The following is a 16,749-nucleotide window of genomic DNA, read 5'->3' as shown; positions in this document are numbered from 1 at the left end:
ATGCCAGCAAAAGTAGGCGCAGTAAAAGTGAATAGTGTATCCGCATCCGCCATATTCAACATTGGGGACGTCTATACGATGAATCCAAGAAGTACTGCAAAAACATATGCTGGTGGTGGCTCATTTAATACTGGAGATGGAATTCGTGTTAATTTAAGAAATTCCAACACGTATGTCTATGATAAAGATAAAGTCGATCAACCTGTTACAGAATAATGGAGTGATAAAGTTGTGTCTCACTGTTCATCAATCCATCAATATAAACTTATTAAAAGTTGGATCCATCACAAATTCATCGGTTTTACAAATTGGAAGTACAGGAAGTATTCAAGCCCAGGCTGATTTATATAATACTGGAGGATACACCGAAGTTGCTGAAGAAGCAGAAGCTGTTGGTACACAGATTCCCCCTATTGTCCCGTTGAGGAGTCCTACTAATTAACAAATAACTTAGCCATTGCATAGGCTATAAATAGGTAAGTGCCTAGGGGAAAGGGGCGATTTAAATAATATGTATGATTGGAACAACTACTTCTATCAGTTACAGCAAGCTAGCCAACAGCAGCAACAACAAATACAAGAATTGCAACAGAGAATGAGTGAACTTGAACGTGTTATCCAAGAAAAAAATTCTCATATGGTTGACAAAGTAGAATATCATTTTGACCAACTAAAAATTGAACGACTGGATGGAACACTTCATATTGGGTTGTCCCCTAATGATTTAGCTAATATAGACGATCTCGGTTTCGGAAATCAGATCCCACTGGACATGAATACAAATCAACAGCAAGCAAATCCCAATTCCACACATCATCAAGTAATGGCAGATTTAACAAACTTTCTAAGGAATGAAGGACCTAAAATGATCCAAGATCTTGCTCAAAGTCATAATCGTTCAATCGATGGAAATTACCAATCCTTGCTTATTCAAGATATGGAAAGACAACTACCACACCGCATAGCTTATTATACAAATGAAGCATCAAATCAACATTTTTCAACGGAAGATGAACTTCATTCCTACTTATACGAGCAAGTTAAAAAGGAGATTTATCACTCCTTAACAAAATATATGCAGGGTAATAATGAAAAAGGAGCAGAATTATGAATATAGAAGTACACAATTGGGGGTTACAAGTTGGGGATATTAAAATCGATGCGATTGCGTCGTCATCCGTTTTCTTAATTGGTGACAATGAACAAATTACACTCTCCTCATTTTTTGATACCCCTCCAGAATCTTATGAGGTGGGATTATTAGTTCCTTTAGCACCACCTATGGCTTAAAAGAGGGAGAATATTGTCTAACAAACGTTTATCCGATGTGAAAACGATACGAATTCATTCCATTGCGTACAGTTCCATTTTTAATATTGGAGATAGTAACAATGCGAATCCAAGGTCGAAAATTATCGCCCTTCAACAAGAGGGGGCTATCTTTAACGATGCATATGATGTACAATTCGAGGATTATCCAATTTTTCAATTACAACCTAACTGGCCAAATGGTAGAAGAAATGTCAAAATGAGAAGCAGGCATCACTCAAATACGATCCGTGTAGGAAATGTATATATCAACGGGGCTAGCCAATCCGGAATTATCCAAGTTGGAAGCTTAAAGCATATTCACTCCGATTCCAGAGTCAAACATTTTCGGAGAATTCGCTCTGAGAAAGAAGAAATATAAAAAGATCCCACACAATTTAATTTCCTAATCATAAACTATAATAAACGAAAGTTAGTAGGTGTAAATACAATGCCATCAATTGTTGGAGGACCTTTAAAAATAGTTAGTGTTGATAGTGGAGTTGTAAACTTTGGTGACTCCTTTTACTTGGCACCAAAAGGAACTGCCAAAACCAATGCAGGGTCTGGGTCGTTTAATACCGGTGACTTTATCAATACAAATACCGGCCTCAGTTCTACAAATCCTTTTGACCCAGATGTTTCCGATCAAAATATGACCGCCAATGCATAGAACAAAAGCGCAAGCGCCTTGGGTAGAGACGTACGGACTGCGCCCATCCATGATGGGTGAATCGATGTTGTCACGCAAAGTGACGGTTTTAATCGATTATTCATACCGTAGGAGAAGTAATGCTACGTCAGCAAAACATCGCACGCAGAAAAAGTGTATTCCTTTTTCAAGGAGATAAAGGAAACATGCCACTAAAAAAGGGGTATGTCGACGTTGGCCTCAGGAGGCCGACTTTAGTCGACCTTCTTTATCCCTCGAAGCCGATGTTGACTTTCACCACAAGGGTATAAGTGCGACTAAACCTCTGGCAGAGCCAGTCGGTAAGTCTTCTTTATCGTACGAAGGCGAGGGAAGTCTCGCTAGTCTCTAGGCGCTGTAGCTAGATGCAGCTGTTCCTTCCAATAACTCATCCAACAGGGATTTAATTTTATACTTGTCTAAGCATAGAAAAGAGTGTATCAGCCAGCTACAAGGCTAGATACACTCTATTTTCTTACTCATAATCTGATGGATTAATAAAGAGAAGTTGTACTAAATAGATAAATATCGCGATCGCCATGGTAATAAATCCCCACCCAAGGGTTACCTGTTCAGCTCGAATGTAGTTATTACATAATTGATCAGGTGAAGCAATATAAATGATACCCATTACTGTAAATTGAATCAGGAAAATGATAAATGTTAGGTTCTTCCCAAAATCACTGAGCTTTTTCCAGCTATCTCTTAATGGTACGCCAACTAAAAATGGTAGACTAACAAACTTAAAATACTCTACAACTGAAATCGCTAATGCATCGTCCATTGCCCTTGGAATCGACCAATAAGACATAATGATGATAAAGAGCATTATCCCAGGTATTCCGTTCTCATTCCATTTATTAAAGAAACTAGGAAATTTCGCTTGGAAAAATGGAGCCATTAATAATCCAGCTATCACCAGCAAGGGCATCTGCATATGCATGTGAATGATCATGATCGATTCCAATAGATTCGCTACAGGTGGAAGAATAAGAAAGATTAATAGTACCAGTCCATATTTTGCCTGTGTCATCATTCATCCCCCGCTTCATCTTGGAGATATTGCTCTACCTTCGCTGCAGCTTCTTCAGGTTTCGTATAATCCATAACCTCTTCCAACTGTCCCTCTCGATTGACTAAATAAAAAGCTGAATTATGTGTGAAAATCCCATTTTCTTCTGGAATGACAATGACACCAAATTCATCTAGTAACCTATCTAATTCTGCTTGATCAGGTATTCTAGCCATTCTCCACGTATCTCCATCACTTCCAAAAAAACCACGATATTTTTCTAAAGTGCGAGGATCATCTTGTTCCGGATCAAAACTAATACTCAAAAAGACGATGTCTTCCCCAATCGCTTCTACTGGTAATCTCTGATAGACTTCATGCATGTTCATTTCCAGCTGTGGACACACATCGGTGCAAGCCGTATATAGGAACGTAATAAATACATACTTATTTTCAAATTCATCAAACGTATAGACCCGCTCCTTACTATCCTCAAATGTTACATTTGGAAATTGAGGCTTTTCTTCAATAAGTTTATTCGTACGAGCAGTTTCTGCAGTGAATGCTTGGAAACCATCTGTACCAAAGTAAAATACTCCAAATCCAAACAGTAACACCACTACTATAGCAACGGTATTATGTCTTTTTTTGATCACGGAACTCACTTCCTTCTGCACTAGATTAAAGGGCGAAATAGGAACCTCCTTCTCCTGCAAGTTACACCTGAGATATCACCTTTGGATTCGTGAAAATCGCCCCTTAACTCTATGAAATCAACTTTCAATTCTTTGAATTCAACCTTCGTTCTAGGATATCAACCCTTCATTCCTTGTTATCAACGTTCGGCCACGACTTATCGACCTTCAGTCCGAGGTATCAACGTTCGGCCGCCACTTATCGACCTTTATTCCGAGGTATCAACGTTCGACCGCCACTTATCGACCTTCAGTCCGAGGTATCAACGTTCAGCACCCACTTATCGACCTTATACCGCGAGTTATCAACGTTCAGCACCCACTTATCGACCTTCATCTCATGTTATCAACGTTCGACCCCCACTTATCGACCTTCAGTCCGAGTTATCAACGTTCAGCACCCACTTATTGACCTTAAACCGCGAGTTATCAACGTTCGACCGCCACTTATCGACCTTCAGTCCGAGGTATCAACGTTCAGCACCGACTTATCGACCTTAAACCGCGAGTTATCAACGTTCAACCGCCACTTATCGACCTTCATCTCATGTTATCAACGTTCGACCCCCACTTATCGACCGTTATTCCGAGGTATCAACGTTCAGCACCCACTTATCGACCTTAAACCGCGAGTTATCAACGTTCGGCCGCGACTTATCAACCCTTCATCCCAAGGTATCAACTCTCATTCCTTCATCTACCATGTTCTCCATGGCGGGGACCCTGGATCACCGATAAAGTCTACGACTGGTATAACATAAGCCATCGCTACGATGATAAGCATAATAAGAATGGTTCTGCTCCAGCGTTCTGTCCAGAATGGGGTTTTCGTGGCGTTTTCTTCTTCTTCCGCGATAAGGAATTCGGACTCGCCTTTCGGTGCACGGAACATCAGATGGAATACGGCGAACACTTGCATGAGTACAGCGATTATAAGAATTGTTCCACCAATTGCCAAGAAGATTAAATATGGATCCCAACCTAATGCAGTTGCATGATCGCCATAAGTTGAATAAGAAGTTCTTCTTGGAGATCCTAATAATCCGACTAAGTGCATTGCTACAGCCATCAAGGACATTCCGACTGTCCAAAGGATTGTTTGGAAAACACCAAATTTATTCATTTTAGTAGTTAGGATACGACCTGATACATATGGTACTAACCAATAACTTACTCCAAAGAATGTCAGTGCTACCGTCATTCCTAGTGTTAAGTGAAAATGTCCAGTGATCCAAAGTGTATTATGTGCTACTTGGTCTAATTGGTTTGTAGTTTGGACAATACCACCCGCACCAGCCGGAATAAATGCGATCATCGCGATCATTGGAGCTAAGAATCGAACATCACCCCATGGTAATTTTTTAAACCAACCGAATAATCCTTTTGCACCTTTTTTTCTACCTGTTCTTTCAAACACTGCGAACATTGCGTATGCAGTCATTAATGAAGGAAATCCTACTGCTAAACTCATAAATACATGCATGAATTTTACTGCTTCCGAGATCCCTGGGTCGATGATTTGATGGTGGAACCCACCAGGGATATTAAGAATAACCAATAAAATGATCACGACACGTGTTAGCATGTCACTAAATCGTCTGCCTCCAATTACTTTTGGTACGATGACATACCAAGCAGAAATCGCCGTTAGATACCAAATATTAACTAAGGTATGCCCAAACGCCCAAAACAGCGTACGACTAAGCATTACATTAATCGTTTCCATCCAACCGAATGACCATGGAATAATCATGAACACTTCGATTGCAACTGGAATACTAGAGAAGAATAATAGAACAAATACACCTGTTGCAAAGAAAGATAAGATTGGTAAATGCGTTCCTTTGTTTCGTTTTCTCCAGTTAGCTACTTGAATAAATGCTCCAAATGCTGCCATCCAAACACCTAATACAATAAACACTAAGCCTATATAAAACATCGGTGAAGCTGCCATTGGCGGATAGAATGTGTACATAACGGTAGCATCATTCATTAAAATTGGAATAACAGCTAACACAAAACCAACCATTTTCATTCCAAAACCGATCCATACCATTTTTCTAACTTTCGGAAGTAAGCCATCCAAGTTATGGGATAATACAGAATAAAAGTAACCAATTGTAAAAAATGCTGTAAATACGAGGATTAAGAGTAATCCGTGTGCTGTTAATACTTGATAATAGTTAAGCCATGATGGCAGTTCAAGAAGACCTGCTCGGTTTAATCCTTGAAGTAAGCCTAAGATCCCACCTACTAATAATGCGACAAAAGTTACGGTAAAATATGATTTCGAGATTCGTGCATCTTCTGGGTTTATCCCCATTACTTTATTTGCTTTGTTTTTTAAATTTAATGCAATCGACATGTTGCTTCCCTCCTTTATTTAACAGTGATTGTCGTCGACATCATTTGGTGTCCTGCACCACAATACTCGTTACATAAAATTAAATATTCACCCGGTTCATTAAATGTCTGTTTAATCTTTTGGATATATCCAGGCATTACCATAGCATTGACGTTTGTACCAGCAATTTGAAAGCCATGTGTTACATCTTTAGATGTCATCGTAAATGTTACCTCTGAACCAGCAGGTATCTCAATTTCGTTTGGTGTAAAACTGAATATCTGAAGCGTCATCACCACTTCATATTCATTTTCACCTGTTTGATAAACACCGGGTTCATCAAAAGGAGCTGTTTCATCCACTTTTTGCGGATCGATGGTCTCCTTATGACTTGGCGGCCCCAACTCTAACGCAAACGTTTGATAGCCAGCAATTAGCAAGAAACCAATAATCATCGCACTACTTAATGTCAACCAAATTTTTTCATGTTTGTGCATTTGCATTTTCTTCCCCTCCTATAGATCAACTCGAACCATAAATAACCAATAAATTGCTATATACAAGAATAAAATAAATCCTCCAACAAAAATCATGGATGCAGCGAATGCACCTTTTGTGGAATGTTCATCTGTGTGTGTTTCTACCTTTTGCTCAAGGTTAACTTTCTTTTCTGCCATCTGAATCAACCTCCCTAACGATTTCTTACCTTTATACTAATTGAGAAGTATTATCATGAAAGTGAAATGAATCACAGGAGGGTGTGATATTGGTTACAGGTAGAACGATTTTTGACAAATTGTTGACAGAATTAATAATTCCTACAACTCTAAGGTAAGGAATGTTTAAATACGATAAAAAAACTTGGATCAGACATTACTCCAATCCAAGTTCACGTAGTATACGACCAAAATTATTATGTTTTTCTTTATATACTTAAAAAGCTAGACCATTTAATTGGTCTAGCTTTAAAAATCATTCCATTGGCACCTTTACAAGAAGTTGTCTTGCGAAAAAATACAAATATGCTTCTTTAACTGGTTGCTGCCAAATCCGTTCTAATGCATAGCGATATAAGCTTAGCTGGGTTTCATACCTTTTGACAAGTTTATCGATCGTTTCGTCTGTAACTTCACCTGTAATTGTATCCGTTTTGTAATCTAAAATAATCCATCCGTCGTCTTTAGGTACAACACAATCAAGCACACCTTGTAGCAATATCTGTTCATTCGTATCACTTTTCCAATTTGCATATACTTCCTTAGCCGGTAATGTAATACTAAATGGAACCTCCCGATAAACAGAAGATTGCTCTTTTAAATAGTTCGCTATTTCTGTGTCAAAGAATTTTTCAATTGCTGGTATGTCAATAATATCCGCTTCTTGTCTAAGAAGAATTTCTTTCTCTACCAACCCTTCAATAAAATCAGAAATATCACTAGTATTCATTTGCTTTGTAAAAGGAATATGCTGCATAACGGTATGCATTGCTGTTCCTCTTTCTGCTGCGGATAATTTCTTTTCTTTTTGCATAAATGCTGGTTTCTTCACAATTGGAGCCTGGAATGGTGTAATCAATTGCTCAGCACTATACTCATCCTTCACTTCGCGCTGTCTCTTGATTTCAGTAACTGTTTGTTTCACTCGTGACTTTGCCGCTTCCTCATATGGATACGTGTACGATAATCGATTCGCTACAAAAGTATCTAGTTCTTCGTCTTCAACATCCATCGGGTTCCAATCGTTTATTCGATCTTGTAACTGCTTGTCCGCTTCCAAACGAAGATCTTCCATATTAGTTAAATCACTACCATGAATAATGGATACATCCCACTTAGAGGGGTCTATACGAACCTCCTCTAGTACTGCATCCTGAATTTCTTCCGATCGGAGCATTTCTGTTTCTTGATGACGAATCAATGCTGGTCCAACCCAATCCAAGTATGTTTTTGACTCGATTCGGAAATGAGCTGGTAGAATCCATTCGGAATGATCGAGCATTTTCTGCCATTTTTCCTGTTTCTTCTCAAAGGAAGCCACATTTCCGATCATTACGAGTTTTTCTTTTGCTCGAGTCAATGCAACATATAAAACCCGCATTTCCTCTGCTAATAATTCTCGTAATTTTTCCTGCTTAATTGCCTCAAAATAAATCGTTGGATAGGTGATCCGCTTAACTGGATCAATATATTTGCTTGCAAATCCTAGATCCTTATGCAATAAATACCGCTTATTTAAATCCTGCAAATTAAATTGCTTCTCCATTGCTCCAACAATAACAACTGGAAACTCAAGACCTTTACTCTTATGAATCGTCATGATACGAACAACGTCCTCTTGTTCACTTAGCGCTCTTGCTGCTCCTAAGTCATCGCCACGTTCTTCCATCCGTTCAATAAAACGAAGAAAACGGAACAGTCCTCGAAAAGATGTCGTTTCGTAACTTCTTGCTCGATCATACAACGCTCGTAAATTGGCTTGACGCTGCCGTCCTCCAGGCATACCGCCAACAAAATCATAATAACCTGTTTCCCGGTAGATTTGCCAAATTAATTCGGATAAAGCTCCTTGCCTTGATGCGATTCGGAATTGTTCTAATAGATCCAAAAAGCGTGTAATTTTATTCGCAAGTTCGTCTTGATTTTCTTGTTTATATTTATTTAACGCATCAAAATACGTATGTTTCCGATCCGCTAAACGGATGGAGGCTAATTCATTTTCATCTAGACCAACAATAGGAGATTTCAGGACTGACGCCAACGGAATATCCTGGCGCGGGTTATCGATAATCTTTAAAAAGCTAAGCATGATTTTTACTTCAATTGCTTCAAAATACCCTGTCGATAATTCCGCGTACACTGGAATTCCTTGTTTCTTTAGCTCATCCACAATAGTTGGTGCCCATGTCATGGAACGAAGTAATATAACAATGTCACGATATTGAACATCGCGCTGTGTTTCTGTTGCTTTATCTACCACCTGTAAAGGTGCTTTTTCTTTTTGACCGATCCAGCCTTTAATTTTTTCCGCATAGGCCCTTGCTTCCAATTGGGCTTTTTCTAAATCCTTATAGTCTTCTCCATCTTCAGAAGTATCTTCTTTCTCATCTACTTGCTGCCGATCAATAATAACTAACTCCGGATTCGGCTCAGAATAAGGTAACGTATCATACATCTTGTTCCCATAGATTAATTCTGCATCCTGATCATAATTAATCTCTCCCAAGCCTTCATCTAAAATTTGCCTAAATAAATAATTTGCACCAATAAGAACTAATTCTCGACTGCGGAAATTCCGTGCTAAATCAATTCGTTTCCCAACATTTTCTTCCTTAGCAAAACGTTTATACTTATCTATAAATAAGGAAGGCTCCGCATGACGAAAGCGATAAATACTTTGTTTAACATCTCCAACCATAAACATATTCCCTGGTCCTACTTGGTCACTGATTAAGGTTAGGATTGTTTCTTGTACTAGGTTTGTATCCTGATATTCATCTACTAGTAATTCCGTAAACTGGTTTTGTAAATTTTTAGCAACACTTGACGGAACTACCTGATCAGATGAAGAGGTTTCATCCACTAATAATTGCAGGCAATAATGTTCTAAATCGGAAAAATCTACTACCGCTTTTTCTTTTTTTAATTTTGTAAAGCGGGCACTAAATTCTTTTACCAAATCGGTTAAGGATTTAATAACAGGAGCCAACTCGCGCATATCCTCTATATGAAAGGAAAGCTTACGGCTGAACCACCCTTTTTGCATTTTCTCCCACCGTTTTTTATAGTTATTTCGTAATACCTGTACCTTCTTTTTCTTTTCTTCATCACACTCCGTACCTTTTCGTGATAAAGCTTTAAACTTACTAGATGCCATTATTTCCTGTAAGCCATCCCAAGAATGAAGTGTTTCTTTCGCTTGGTTTAACATCGCTAAGTCCGACTCAACTGCCTCTGTATATTGCTCAGGGCCATCCGGGTCTTGTGTTAATGTGTAGGCATGCTCCATCTCCTGTTGAATCGCCTCAAACTTGTTATAAACTTCTTTTTTAATAATTTCTAGCCATGTTAAATCCTGTTCCTGCCACTCATCAGGAATATCATATACATTCGCTAGTTTATCAAGCCATACATTGGGCCAAGGGTTCTGTATTGCAAATGTATATAATGATAAAACCAAATCCTCCACATCCGCATCACTTCGATCACTGGAGAAACGATCAACAACAGAAAAGAAACGCTCCTGCTCCTCACCATCAGCGCCATACCATTCCTCGAATAAATCATCCATAACTTCCTGTTGCATGAGATCTGCTTCCATATCATTGGCAATCCGAAATCCAGGATCAATATCTAATAAATACGCGTATTGCTTCACAATATCCAAACAGAAAGAATGCAAGGTTGAAATCGATGCGCGCTGCAATAAAGATAGTTGCTTCTTAAGATGTATGGATGTCGGATCTTCTTCGAGCGCTTTCTCAAGTGCGAGTCCTACCCGGTTACGCATCTCTTGTGCAGCTGCGTTGGTAAACGTTACAACAAGGAGGGTGTCGATATCAACTGGTTTTTCTTTTTTTAATAACTTTTGAATGATCCGCTCTACTAACACTGCCGTTTTACCAGATCCAGCAGCTGCGGCAACGAGGACATCACTACCATCCGTATAAATCGCATCTTCTTGCTCTTTCGTCCATTTGACCATTTATATCTCCTCCTCGCTGCGAAGTTTTTCAAGTATTTCATCATCGTCCATATCTTGCAGTTTTCGGAAATCATTCGTTTCTAACGACGTATCAAACTGACAAACAGATAAAAATGGACAGTACGTGCATGCTGATTTTTGCTTATGTTGGAAAGGGTTTAAATGCACCCCACCTTGGGTAATGTCTATTCCTGCTTGAAGCATCAACCGATGAATATGTTCTTGTAAACTAGCGAACGTATCCTGATGCGCAACTTTTGAATTTCCATAAAATTCGCCTGATTTTTTCACACCTAATGGAAGCATGTCACTCCAACCCGTTTCCAAACTAGTATCCATTAATCGTGCTACTTGTTCGTTCGCAATGACCATTCCTTGCATTTTGTATTTCTTAAAGATTTCCTTTTCTATTTCCTCATCAGAAATACGTTTATTGCCAGAGATCATTGGATTATGGACATGGAAGTATAGAACCCCCGCAGGAGTTGCCTTCTTCTGTAACCAGTTTTCCGATTGGGATAACACGACATCCAAATAGGTTAGCATTTGTAACGCCAAACCATAATACACTTCTACTAAATTCAAGCCTTTTGCACTTGATTTATAATCAATGATACGTAAAAATAGTTGCTCCTCATTTAATGCTTTATCCACTCTATCGATTCGACCTCGTAGCATAATTTCATACCCATTCGGTAGCTCTAAGGTCACAGGCTTTAACTTATCATCTTTTGACCCAAAACCTAGCTCCAAACCAATCGGAGAAAAATTACTTTGTCTTGCCTGCTCACTCAATACAAATGCAGCACGTGCAATAACTTCCTGTAATTTTCGTTGGATATATTGGTACCGGTTGGAACTATGCAAAATCTGGTGCTGTAATATTGGAGCTAAATTATCCACCGCTTTTTGTGCATAGGTCGTTGTATCCTGTTTTGTCAAACCAGCAAAATCTCTTCCTTCCTCTTGAATCCATTCGGTAATGATTCGTAATGCTTCATGAAAGAGGTTCCCAATATCTGGTGCATCCAACTTGTACGTTTTTCGTTCATCAAGTCCTAAACTATATTTAGCAAAGTGCTGATACGAACAACGGTAGTAGGATTCTAACCTTGAAACACTTGCCTTCACTTGTTTGGGATACAATTCCTTAACCGTTTCTTCAGCAATGTTCGTTGGCTTATTTTCATAAAATAGACTTTGTAAAATGGTATAGGTCGTACTTTGTTTGTCGTGATGATTCATATACCAATTGAGAACATGCCACCATACTGGTTTTACAGGATAGCCTTTTCTACTACGAGCTAATTGAGCAGTTAATGCAGACCTTGTCTTCACTGGTGTCGTTATATAACGCTCCGCATCAACCAATTCATCTGGATCCTGTAATAACAGATGACTGTTACAATCTGGGAATAAGTCTTCCATGCGTTTAATGAGTTGTGATGGCATTTTTGACTTTCCATCCTCATCACTTAATGGATAACTAACCCACAGATAATCCCTAGCCGAAGTAAATGCAAGGTACATATAGAACCAATCATCTAATAATTGTCGTTTACTTGTTTCTGCAAGCTTCATGCCGTGGCCAGCTAACCGTTCTCTTTCTGCCTCATTAATCATGCCATCTGCTGGTGGCTTTAATGGCCATACCCCTTCATTAACCCCAAGCAAAAATGAGCATTTTATACCACTTATTCGCGAACGATCAATCGTACCAACAATGACATGGTCAATACTTGGTGGAACATGGGAAAATTTCAGCGATTCAAACCCAGCATCCAATGTTGCTCGAAACGTTGCCAATGACATTTGCTCTTCACCGGCCATTTCGACAATTTCATCCATCAACTGAACGATTGCATTCCACACTTGTTCTTGCTCTCGGCCTTTTTCAATAAGTCCTTGATCGTCATAGTAAGCACGCATTTTTTCCAGTCGTGCTGGTACATCCAATCTTTCTAATAATAAGTATGTTTCTTCACATAATGCTTGGACGGTGCTTGCTTTTCGAATGTTCGTATCAAAAGCCTCCAAGGCTTGGACAACTTGCTTTCGATAACGGTTAATACGTAATTGCGTATTTTTTTCTTCATCTGTTTGGGCTGCATGATCAAACCCACGGAAACGCTGAAATTTCCATTCTTCATTCCCAGTCCATCTCTCTCGTGACCGAACTCCATATTCTAATACGTAGTTTTCCAATTCATCAATTGCATCATTGGTTAATGGATATTCTTCGTCAGTCTGTGGAATGAATCCAGTTTTTAATACGCGAAAGATTGCATCATATCGCCAATTTCCTTCTACAATATCTAAAACAGATCGGATAAACTCGATTAAAGAATGATTTAACATCGTTCGTTTTTCATCAACAAAGACGGGAATATTATAATCTTCAAAAATAGTCGAAATAAGGTCTTGGTACATATCGGCTTGACGAATCAATACAGCCATGTCTCGAAAACGGTAATTTTCATCTCGCACTAACCGTAATATCTCTTGCGCAACCCCCTCCACCTCTGCTCTTGGGTGAACAGCTTCCGCAAGTTGGATTGGTGCATCTCCTTCGTATGAATTAGCTGGCCTTACATCGAAATACTTTTCTAAATGAGCAAAAAACGGACGATCTTGAAACCTGCCATCCTCTGGTTCCAGCACGATGTCTTCGGCAATTGGAATGTTATTTTCTTGGGCAATTGATTTGAGCGCATGATAGGTCTCCGTTGTTTGATAAAACAGATCCAAATCAGAGACGTGTTCTTCCTCTGGATCATCAATTGTTAATGTTACCGTGATATTACGACACTTCTTCATTAACGTTTCAACCACAACTAATTCTTTCGGAGTAAATCGATGGAATCCATCAAAGTAAATTTCAGCACCTTGTAAAAACGACGCCTCCGTTATCTTTTCAGCTAGTAATTGAAGCTGATCTTCACTATCAATGTAATTGAATTGTAGGGCGTGTACTAATTTTTCGTAAATATAATGCAAATCTTCTAGTTTATTTATTAACGCCTGTTCTCCTGGTTCTTGATGAACAAATTGATTAAGTTCATTAATTTGCATTTGTAAAAGTTCTGGTGTAATTTGATAACGTTTAAATTCCGTAATCATTTTCTCCAGTTGGCTCAAAAAGCCTTGTTTTTCCATCGCTTTTTGAAAAACAAGCCATTCTCCTTGCTTTTCCTCAATGATTTTTCGGAGCATCATTTGGATTCCAACAGAACTTATAAATTGTCTCGTACCCCCTCCCGTTTCCTGGAGTACTCGCCATGCAAGCCGTGAAAAACTTACAACCTGCGTTCGAATACTCCCTTGAAATCCTTCATCCTTAAACAATTCATATTCTTGTTCAAACGTCATTTGATCCGGAACAATATAAAATATTGGCGTTCCTTGTGGATCGTTCAACGATTTTTCACGAATTTCGGCAAAGGATTGCTCACTCTTTGCACTTCCTGATCTACCTACGATAAATCGAAGTCCCATACTTATCCCCCCTAGGTGTATGTTGGTAATATGGAAGGTTTGTTCTTTAAATTATCAAAAGTAACAAACGCTGTGAGACTAAGGAAAAAACTCCTATCCATACCAGACAGAAGTTTATCTTATCATTATGTAGCGTTCTGTTATTCTTCAATCTCATTTGTGTTGTCATTTAATAATGCTTTTCGTTGTAATCTTTTTTCGATAAGTTTCCCTATGATCCAGAACAATACGATACAAATTCCTACAATTATGGTTCTAATTGGATTTTGCGCAAATGAAACAATACTGGAACCAATATAGGATATCGAGAAAATCATGACTGCTTTCCCCAAAAGTACTGCTAAAATAAACTGTTGGATACTAATTTTTGATAGTCCAGAAACGACATTTATCACAGACGAAGGGGAAAATGGAAAGCACATAAGCAAGAATAGTGGACCAAATCCATGCCTTTCTAACCATTTTGTCACTTTATTAACCTGTTTATTTCGACGAATCGCTTTGAACATTCGTTTATCACCAAGATTACGGATGATTAAAAAGACTAATATAGCTCCTAGACTGGAACCAGCCCATGACAATAAAAAACCTTCTAATAATCCATAAGCGGCAGCATTCCCCATTACAAATACTACTAACGGTAAAAATGGAAGGAACGCTTCAATAAATGGCAATAGTATCCCTGGCAGTGGTCCAAGCCGCTCATAATCATTTAGTAAATGCATAATCAAATCATCTAATTGGTCATTTTCTAATGCAATCTTCCATTCCGTTAGGATGTTAAACAAATACATGTAGGCAAATCTCCTCATCATTGTATAACGTCAATAAGTGGTAATATATCTATGCAATAATACTTCTATTTTAAATTAAACTCGCCAAAAAGCATAGTATGAACTAACTTCCAACCTCTTTCTTTTCATTTCCAAAATTTATTAGTGTTATTTTTATACTTTTTGACGTATAATAGAACAAACGTTCTTAAATGTAGAGGTGAATTTTCATGCGTTATCTGACAGATGAAGAAGTACAACTAGCTTCTCGCTTTCTTTTCTTATCCATGACACTAGTCGTCATTAAGCAAGATATTGACCGTTTTCGACAAGGGGAATTTAAAATTAAGGAGCCTTATGTGAATTTACTGGAAAAAATGGCTTCCGAAGCAAGTAACGAACGCAAACAATTACGGAAAAAAATGAATAAGAAAAAGCTTCAGGTCACCCTATTAACCAAAAATGATTCCTTTTCTTCCTACCTTTTCTTATGCCAAGGAAAAGAGGAAAAACGTAATTACTTTAATCCCGCAATTCGTAAAAAGGTAGAAGCAATCTTTCAAGAGCTTATGTTAAAGAGTCTATCTTATCATCATCCCGTTGCTTCAGGAACTTAATACGACTATCTAACAAATAACGAAACTGTGCTGTTCGCTGTACTTGATTAATTAAAGAGCCAAAAGAAATTTCTAAAGTCACTTTCTTACCTGTTTTAAAAATAATTTCTGTACAATGATTACCAGCTCTATTCAATTGGTCAATATGGGAATGAGCAATCCAGGAACATTTTGGGCTTGAAGGTGAAGACGTAGGAAAGAAATACATTCCACTTGAGGGATCGATCGAAATTGGAACTTTATGTGTTATACCACATATATCTCTAGTCCCGTCCTGCCTGCCCTTTAGACTAGATCCGAAGAACCTACAGGAGTAGTCAATCAACTTGCTAGGGGAATAATCAATCATATATTCCGTTTCTTCTTCTAAAACACAAGTGCTAAGGTTTCCATTATTATCTAGTTGGGCTAAAACAGCCATTGTCTGCGGGGTAATCTCATGGGATGGAGTATAAAATTCATTTAACAATTGAATTCAATCCTTTCGTTAAATGAAAAGAAAGAGGTGGTAATTATAATTTAACAAATTTACCGACAAAAAGATACATAAAATTTATATTTTTCCGAAAAAAATGCTGATTATTGCTCTTCATCCATTTCTTTTTGGGGTTCAACGTTTTGTTCCTGCGAACTAATGGTAACTTCTCCATCCATTGCTTGAAAATCTGGATTTAATATCGTAAACGTATCTAATTCAGGTGCTTGGTTATGTTTTTTGTCCATGTTCATCATCCTTTCTTTTTCTAGTATGAAACATCTCTTATGATTTCATACTGACGAAACGACTACTCCTCCCTTTCCATTAGAAATGTTTATCAACAGTTTGGAATTATTTCATATTTGTACTTTATGCGACGCAACTAAATAATTGTTATTCTAATAATCAACTGATGGTGGAATACTTAAAACCGATAGTGGGAAAAACAAAATTCATTTAAGCACCATTGGATCCAAATAGCGGAAGAACGATCCTCAGCGATGACGAGGTGGATCCTCATTCCGCTAAATGGCTGAATTAATTCGTTTCGAGCATGGTTTTGGTTCCTCTTTCCTTTATTCACCATTTTCCAGTATAATTTTCACTGATTTATGGCTAATAGCGGAATGAGGATC

The 16,749-nt window shown here is 38.2% G+C and carries 17 protein-coding genes; 7 read left to right on the top strand and 10 right to left on the bottom strand.

Features of this window, described 5'->3' with window-relative positions; all coding sequences use genetic code 11:
- The 6 genes from BMX40_RS07935 to BMX40_RS07910 all read left to right on the top strand — a co-directional run bounded on the left by BMX40_RS07935 (position 1) and on the right by BMX40_RS07910 (position 1,981).
- A complete protein-coding gene (locus BMX40_RS07935; protein WP_090868613.1) occupies positions 1–216 on the top strand; it encodes a spore germination protein in 216 nt (71 codons plus the stop codon).
- A gap of 13 nt (positions 217–229) precedes the next feature.
- Positions 230–442, top strand: a complete 213-nt coding sequence (locus tag BMX40_RS07930; protein ID WP_090868611.1) for a spore germination protein GerPB — start codon at positions 230–232, stop codon at positions 440–442.
- A gap of 69 nt (positions 443–511) precedes the next feature.
- Positions 512–1,111, top strand: coding sequence for a spore germination protein GerPC (gene gerPC, locus BMX40_RS07925; protein ID WP_090868609.1), 600 nt, complete (start codon positions 512–514; stop codon positions 1,109–1,111).
- Complete coding sequence (locus BMX40_RS07920; protein ID WP_090868606.1) at positions 1,108–1,290, top strand: spore gernimation protein GerPD; 183 nt, start codon at positions 1,108–1,110, stop codon at positions 1,288–1,290. The genes gerPC and BMX40_RS07920 overlap by 4 nt, the downstream gene beginning before the upstream one ends.
- 13 nt (positions 1,291–1,303) lie before the next feature.
- Positions 1,304–1,690, top strand: coding sequence for a spore germination protein GerPE (locus tag BMX40_RS07915; RefSeq protein WP_170840711.1), 387 nt, complete (start codon positions 1,304–1,306; stop codon positions 1,688–1,690).
- Positions 1,691–1,759: 69 nt separating this feature from the next.
- Positions 1,760–1,981 carry a spore germination protein gene (locus BMX40_RS07910; RefSeq protein WP_090868601.1) on the top strand — a complete coding sequence of 74 codons (222 nt, stop codon included), beginning with the start codon at positions 1,760–1,762 and terminating at the stop codon, positions 1,979–1,981.
- Positions 1,982–2,474: 493 nt separating this feature from the next.
- Here the strand turns inward: BMX40_RS07910 and BMX40_RS07905 are convergent, their stop codons facing one another.
- The 8 genes from BMX40_RS07905 to BMX40_RS07875 form a co-directional block, all read right to left on the bottom strand.
- Complete coding sequence (locus BMX40_RS07905; RefSeq protein WP_170840710.1) at positions 2,475–3,032, bottom strand: hypothetical protein; 558 nt, start codon at positions 3,030–3,032, stop codon at positions 2,475–2,477.
- Entirely contained in the window at positions 3,032–3,667 is a 636-nt protein-coding gene (locus tag BMX40_RS07900; protein ID WP_090868597.1) for an SCO family protein, read from the bottom strand. Before BMX40_RS07900 ends, BMX40_RS07905 begins: the two co-directional genes overlap by 1 nt.
- A gap of 736 nt (positions 3,668–4,403) precedes the next feature.
- Positions 4,404–6,071: a cbb3-type cytochrome c oxidase subunit I gene (locus BMX40_RS07895; protein ID WP_090868595.1), complete on the bottom strand. Its 1,668-nt coding sequence runs from the start codon at positions 6,069–6,071 to the stop codon at positions 4,404–4,406.
- A gap of 14 nt (positions 6,072–6,085) precedes the next feature.
- Positions 6,086–6,553 carry a cytochrome c oxidase subunit II gene (locus BMX40_RS07890; protein ID WP_090868593.1) on the bottom strand — a complete coding sequence of 156 codons (468 nt, stop codon included), beginning with the start codon at positions 6,551–6,553 and terminating at the stop codon, positions 6,086–6,088.
- A gap of 12 nt (positions 6,554–6,565) precedes the next feature.
- Positions 6,566–6,727, bottom strand: a complete 162-nt coding sequence (locus tag BMX40_RS20180) for a hypothetical protein (RefSeq protein ID WP_170840709.1) — start codon at positions 6,725–6,727, stop codon at positions 6,566–6,568.
- Between the two features lie 295 nt (positions 6,728–7,022).
- Entirely contained in the window at positions 7,023–10,751 is a 3,729-nt protein-coding gene (gene addA / locus BMX40_RS07885; protein ID WP_090868591.1) for a helicase-exonuclease AddAB subunit AddA, read from the bottom strand.
- Positions 10,752–14,246 (bottom strand): helicase-exonuclease AddAB subunit AddB, encoded by a 3,495-nt coding sequence (gene addB / locus BMX40_RS07880; protein WP_090868589.1) that lies wholly within the window; start codon positions 14,244–14,246, stop codon positions 10,752–10,754.
- Positions 14,247–14,386: 140 nt separating this feature from the next.
- Complete coding sequence (locus tag BMX40_RS07875) at positions 14,387–15,040, bottom strand: TVP38/TMEM64 family protein (RefSeq protein WP_090868587.1); 654 nt, start codon at positions 15,038–15,040, stop codon at positions 14,387–14,389.
- 209 nt (positions 15,041–15,249) lie between these two features.
- Between BMX40_RS07875 and BMX40_RS07870 the strand changes: the two genes are divergently transcribed.
- Positions 15,250–15,636 carry a YhjD family protein gene (locus BMX40_RS07870; protein WP_090868585.1) on the top strand — a complete coding sequence of 129 codons (387 nt, stop codon included), beginning with the start codon at positions 15,250–15,252 and terminating at the stop codon, positions 15,634–15,636.
- Here BMX40_RS07870 and BMX40_RS07865 read toward each other — a convergent pair.
- Both BMX40_RS07865 and BMX40_RS20175 read right to left on the bottom strand, forming a co-directional pair.
- On the bottom strand, positions 15,587–16,105 hold the full coding sequence (locus BMX40_RS07865; protein WP_090868583.1) for a competence protein ComK: 519 nt from the start codon (positions 16,103–16,105) through the stop codon (positions 15,587–15,589). The two genes, BMX40_RS07870 and BMX40_RS07865, sit on opposite strands and share 50 nt — an antisense overlap.
- Before the next feature lie 110 nt (positions 16,106–16,215).
- The gene (locus BMX40_RS20175; protein WP_170840708.1) at positions 16,216–16,359 is read right to left on the bottom strand and encodes a hypothetical protein; all 144 of its coding nucleotides are present in this window, start codon (positions 16,357–16,359) and stop codon (positions 16,216–16,218) included.
- Positions 16,360–16,749: the final 390 nt, after the last annotated feature.

The organism is Oceanobacillus limi (genome assembly GCF_900111445.1).
Lineage (GTDB): Bacteria > Bacillota > Bacilli > Bacillales > Amphibacillaceae > Ornithinibacillus > Ornithinibacillus limi.
Note: the sequence above shows the minus strand (reverse complement) of the source record. Positions and strands in the feature narration are given on the sequence as shown.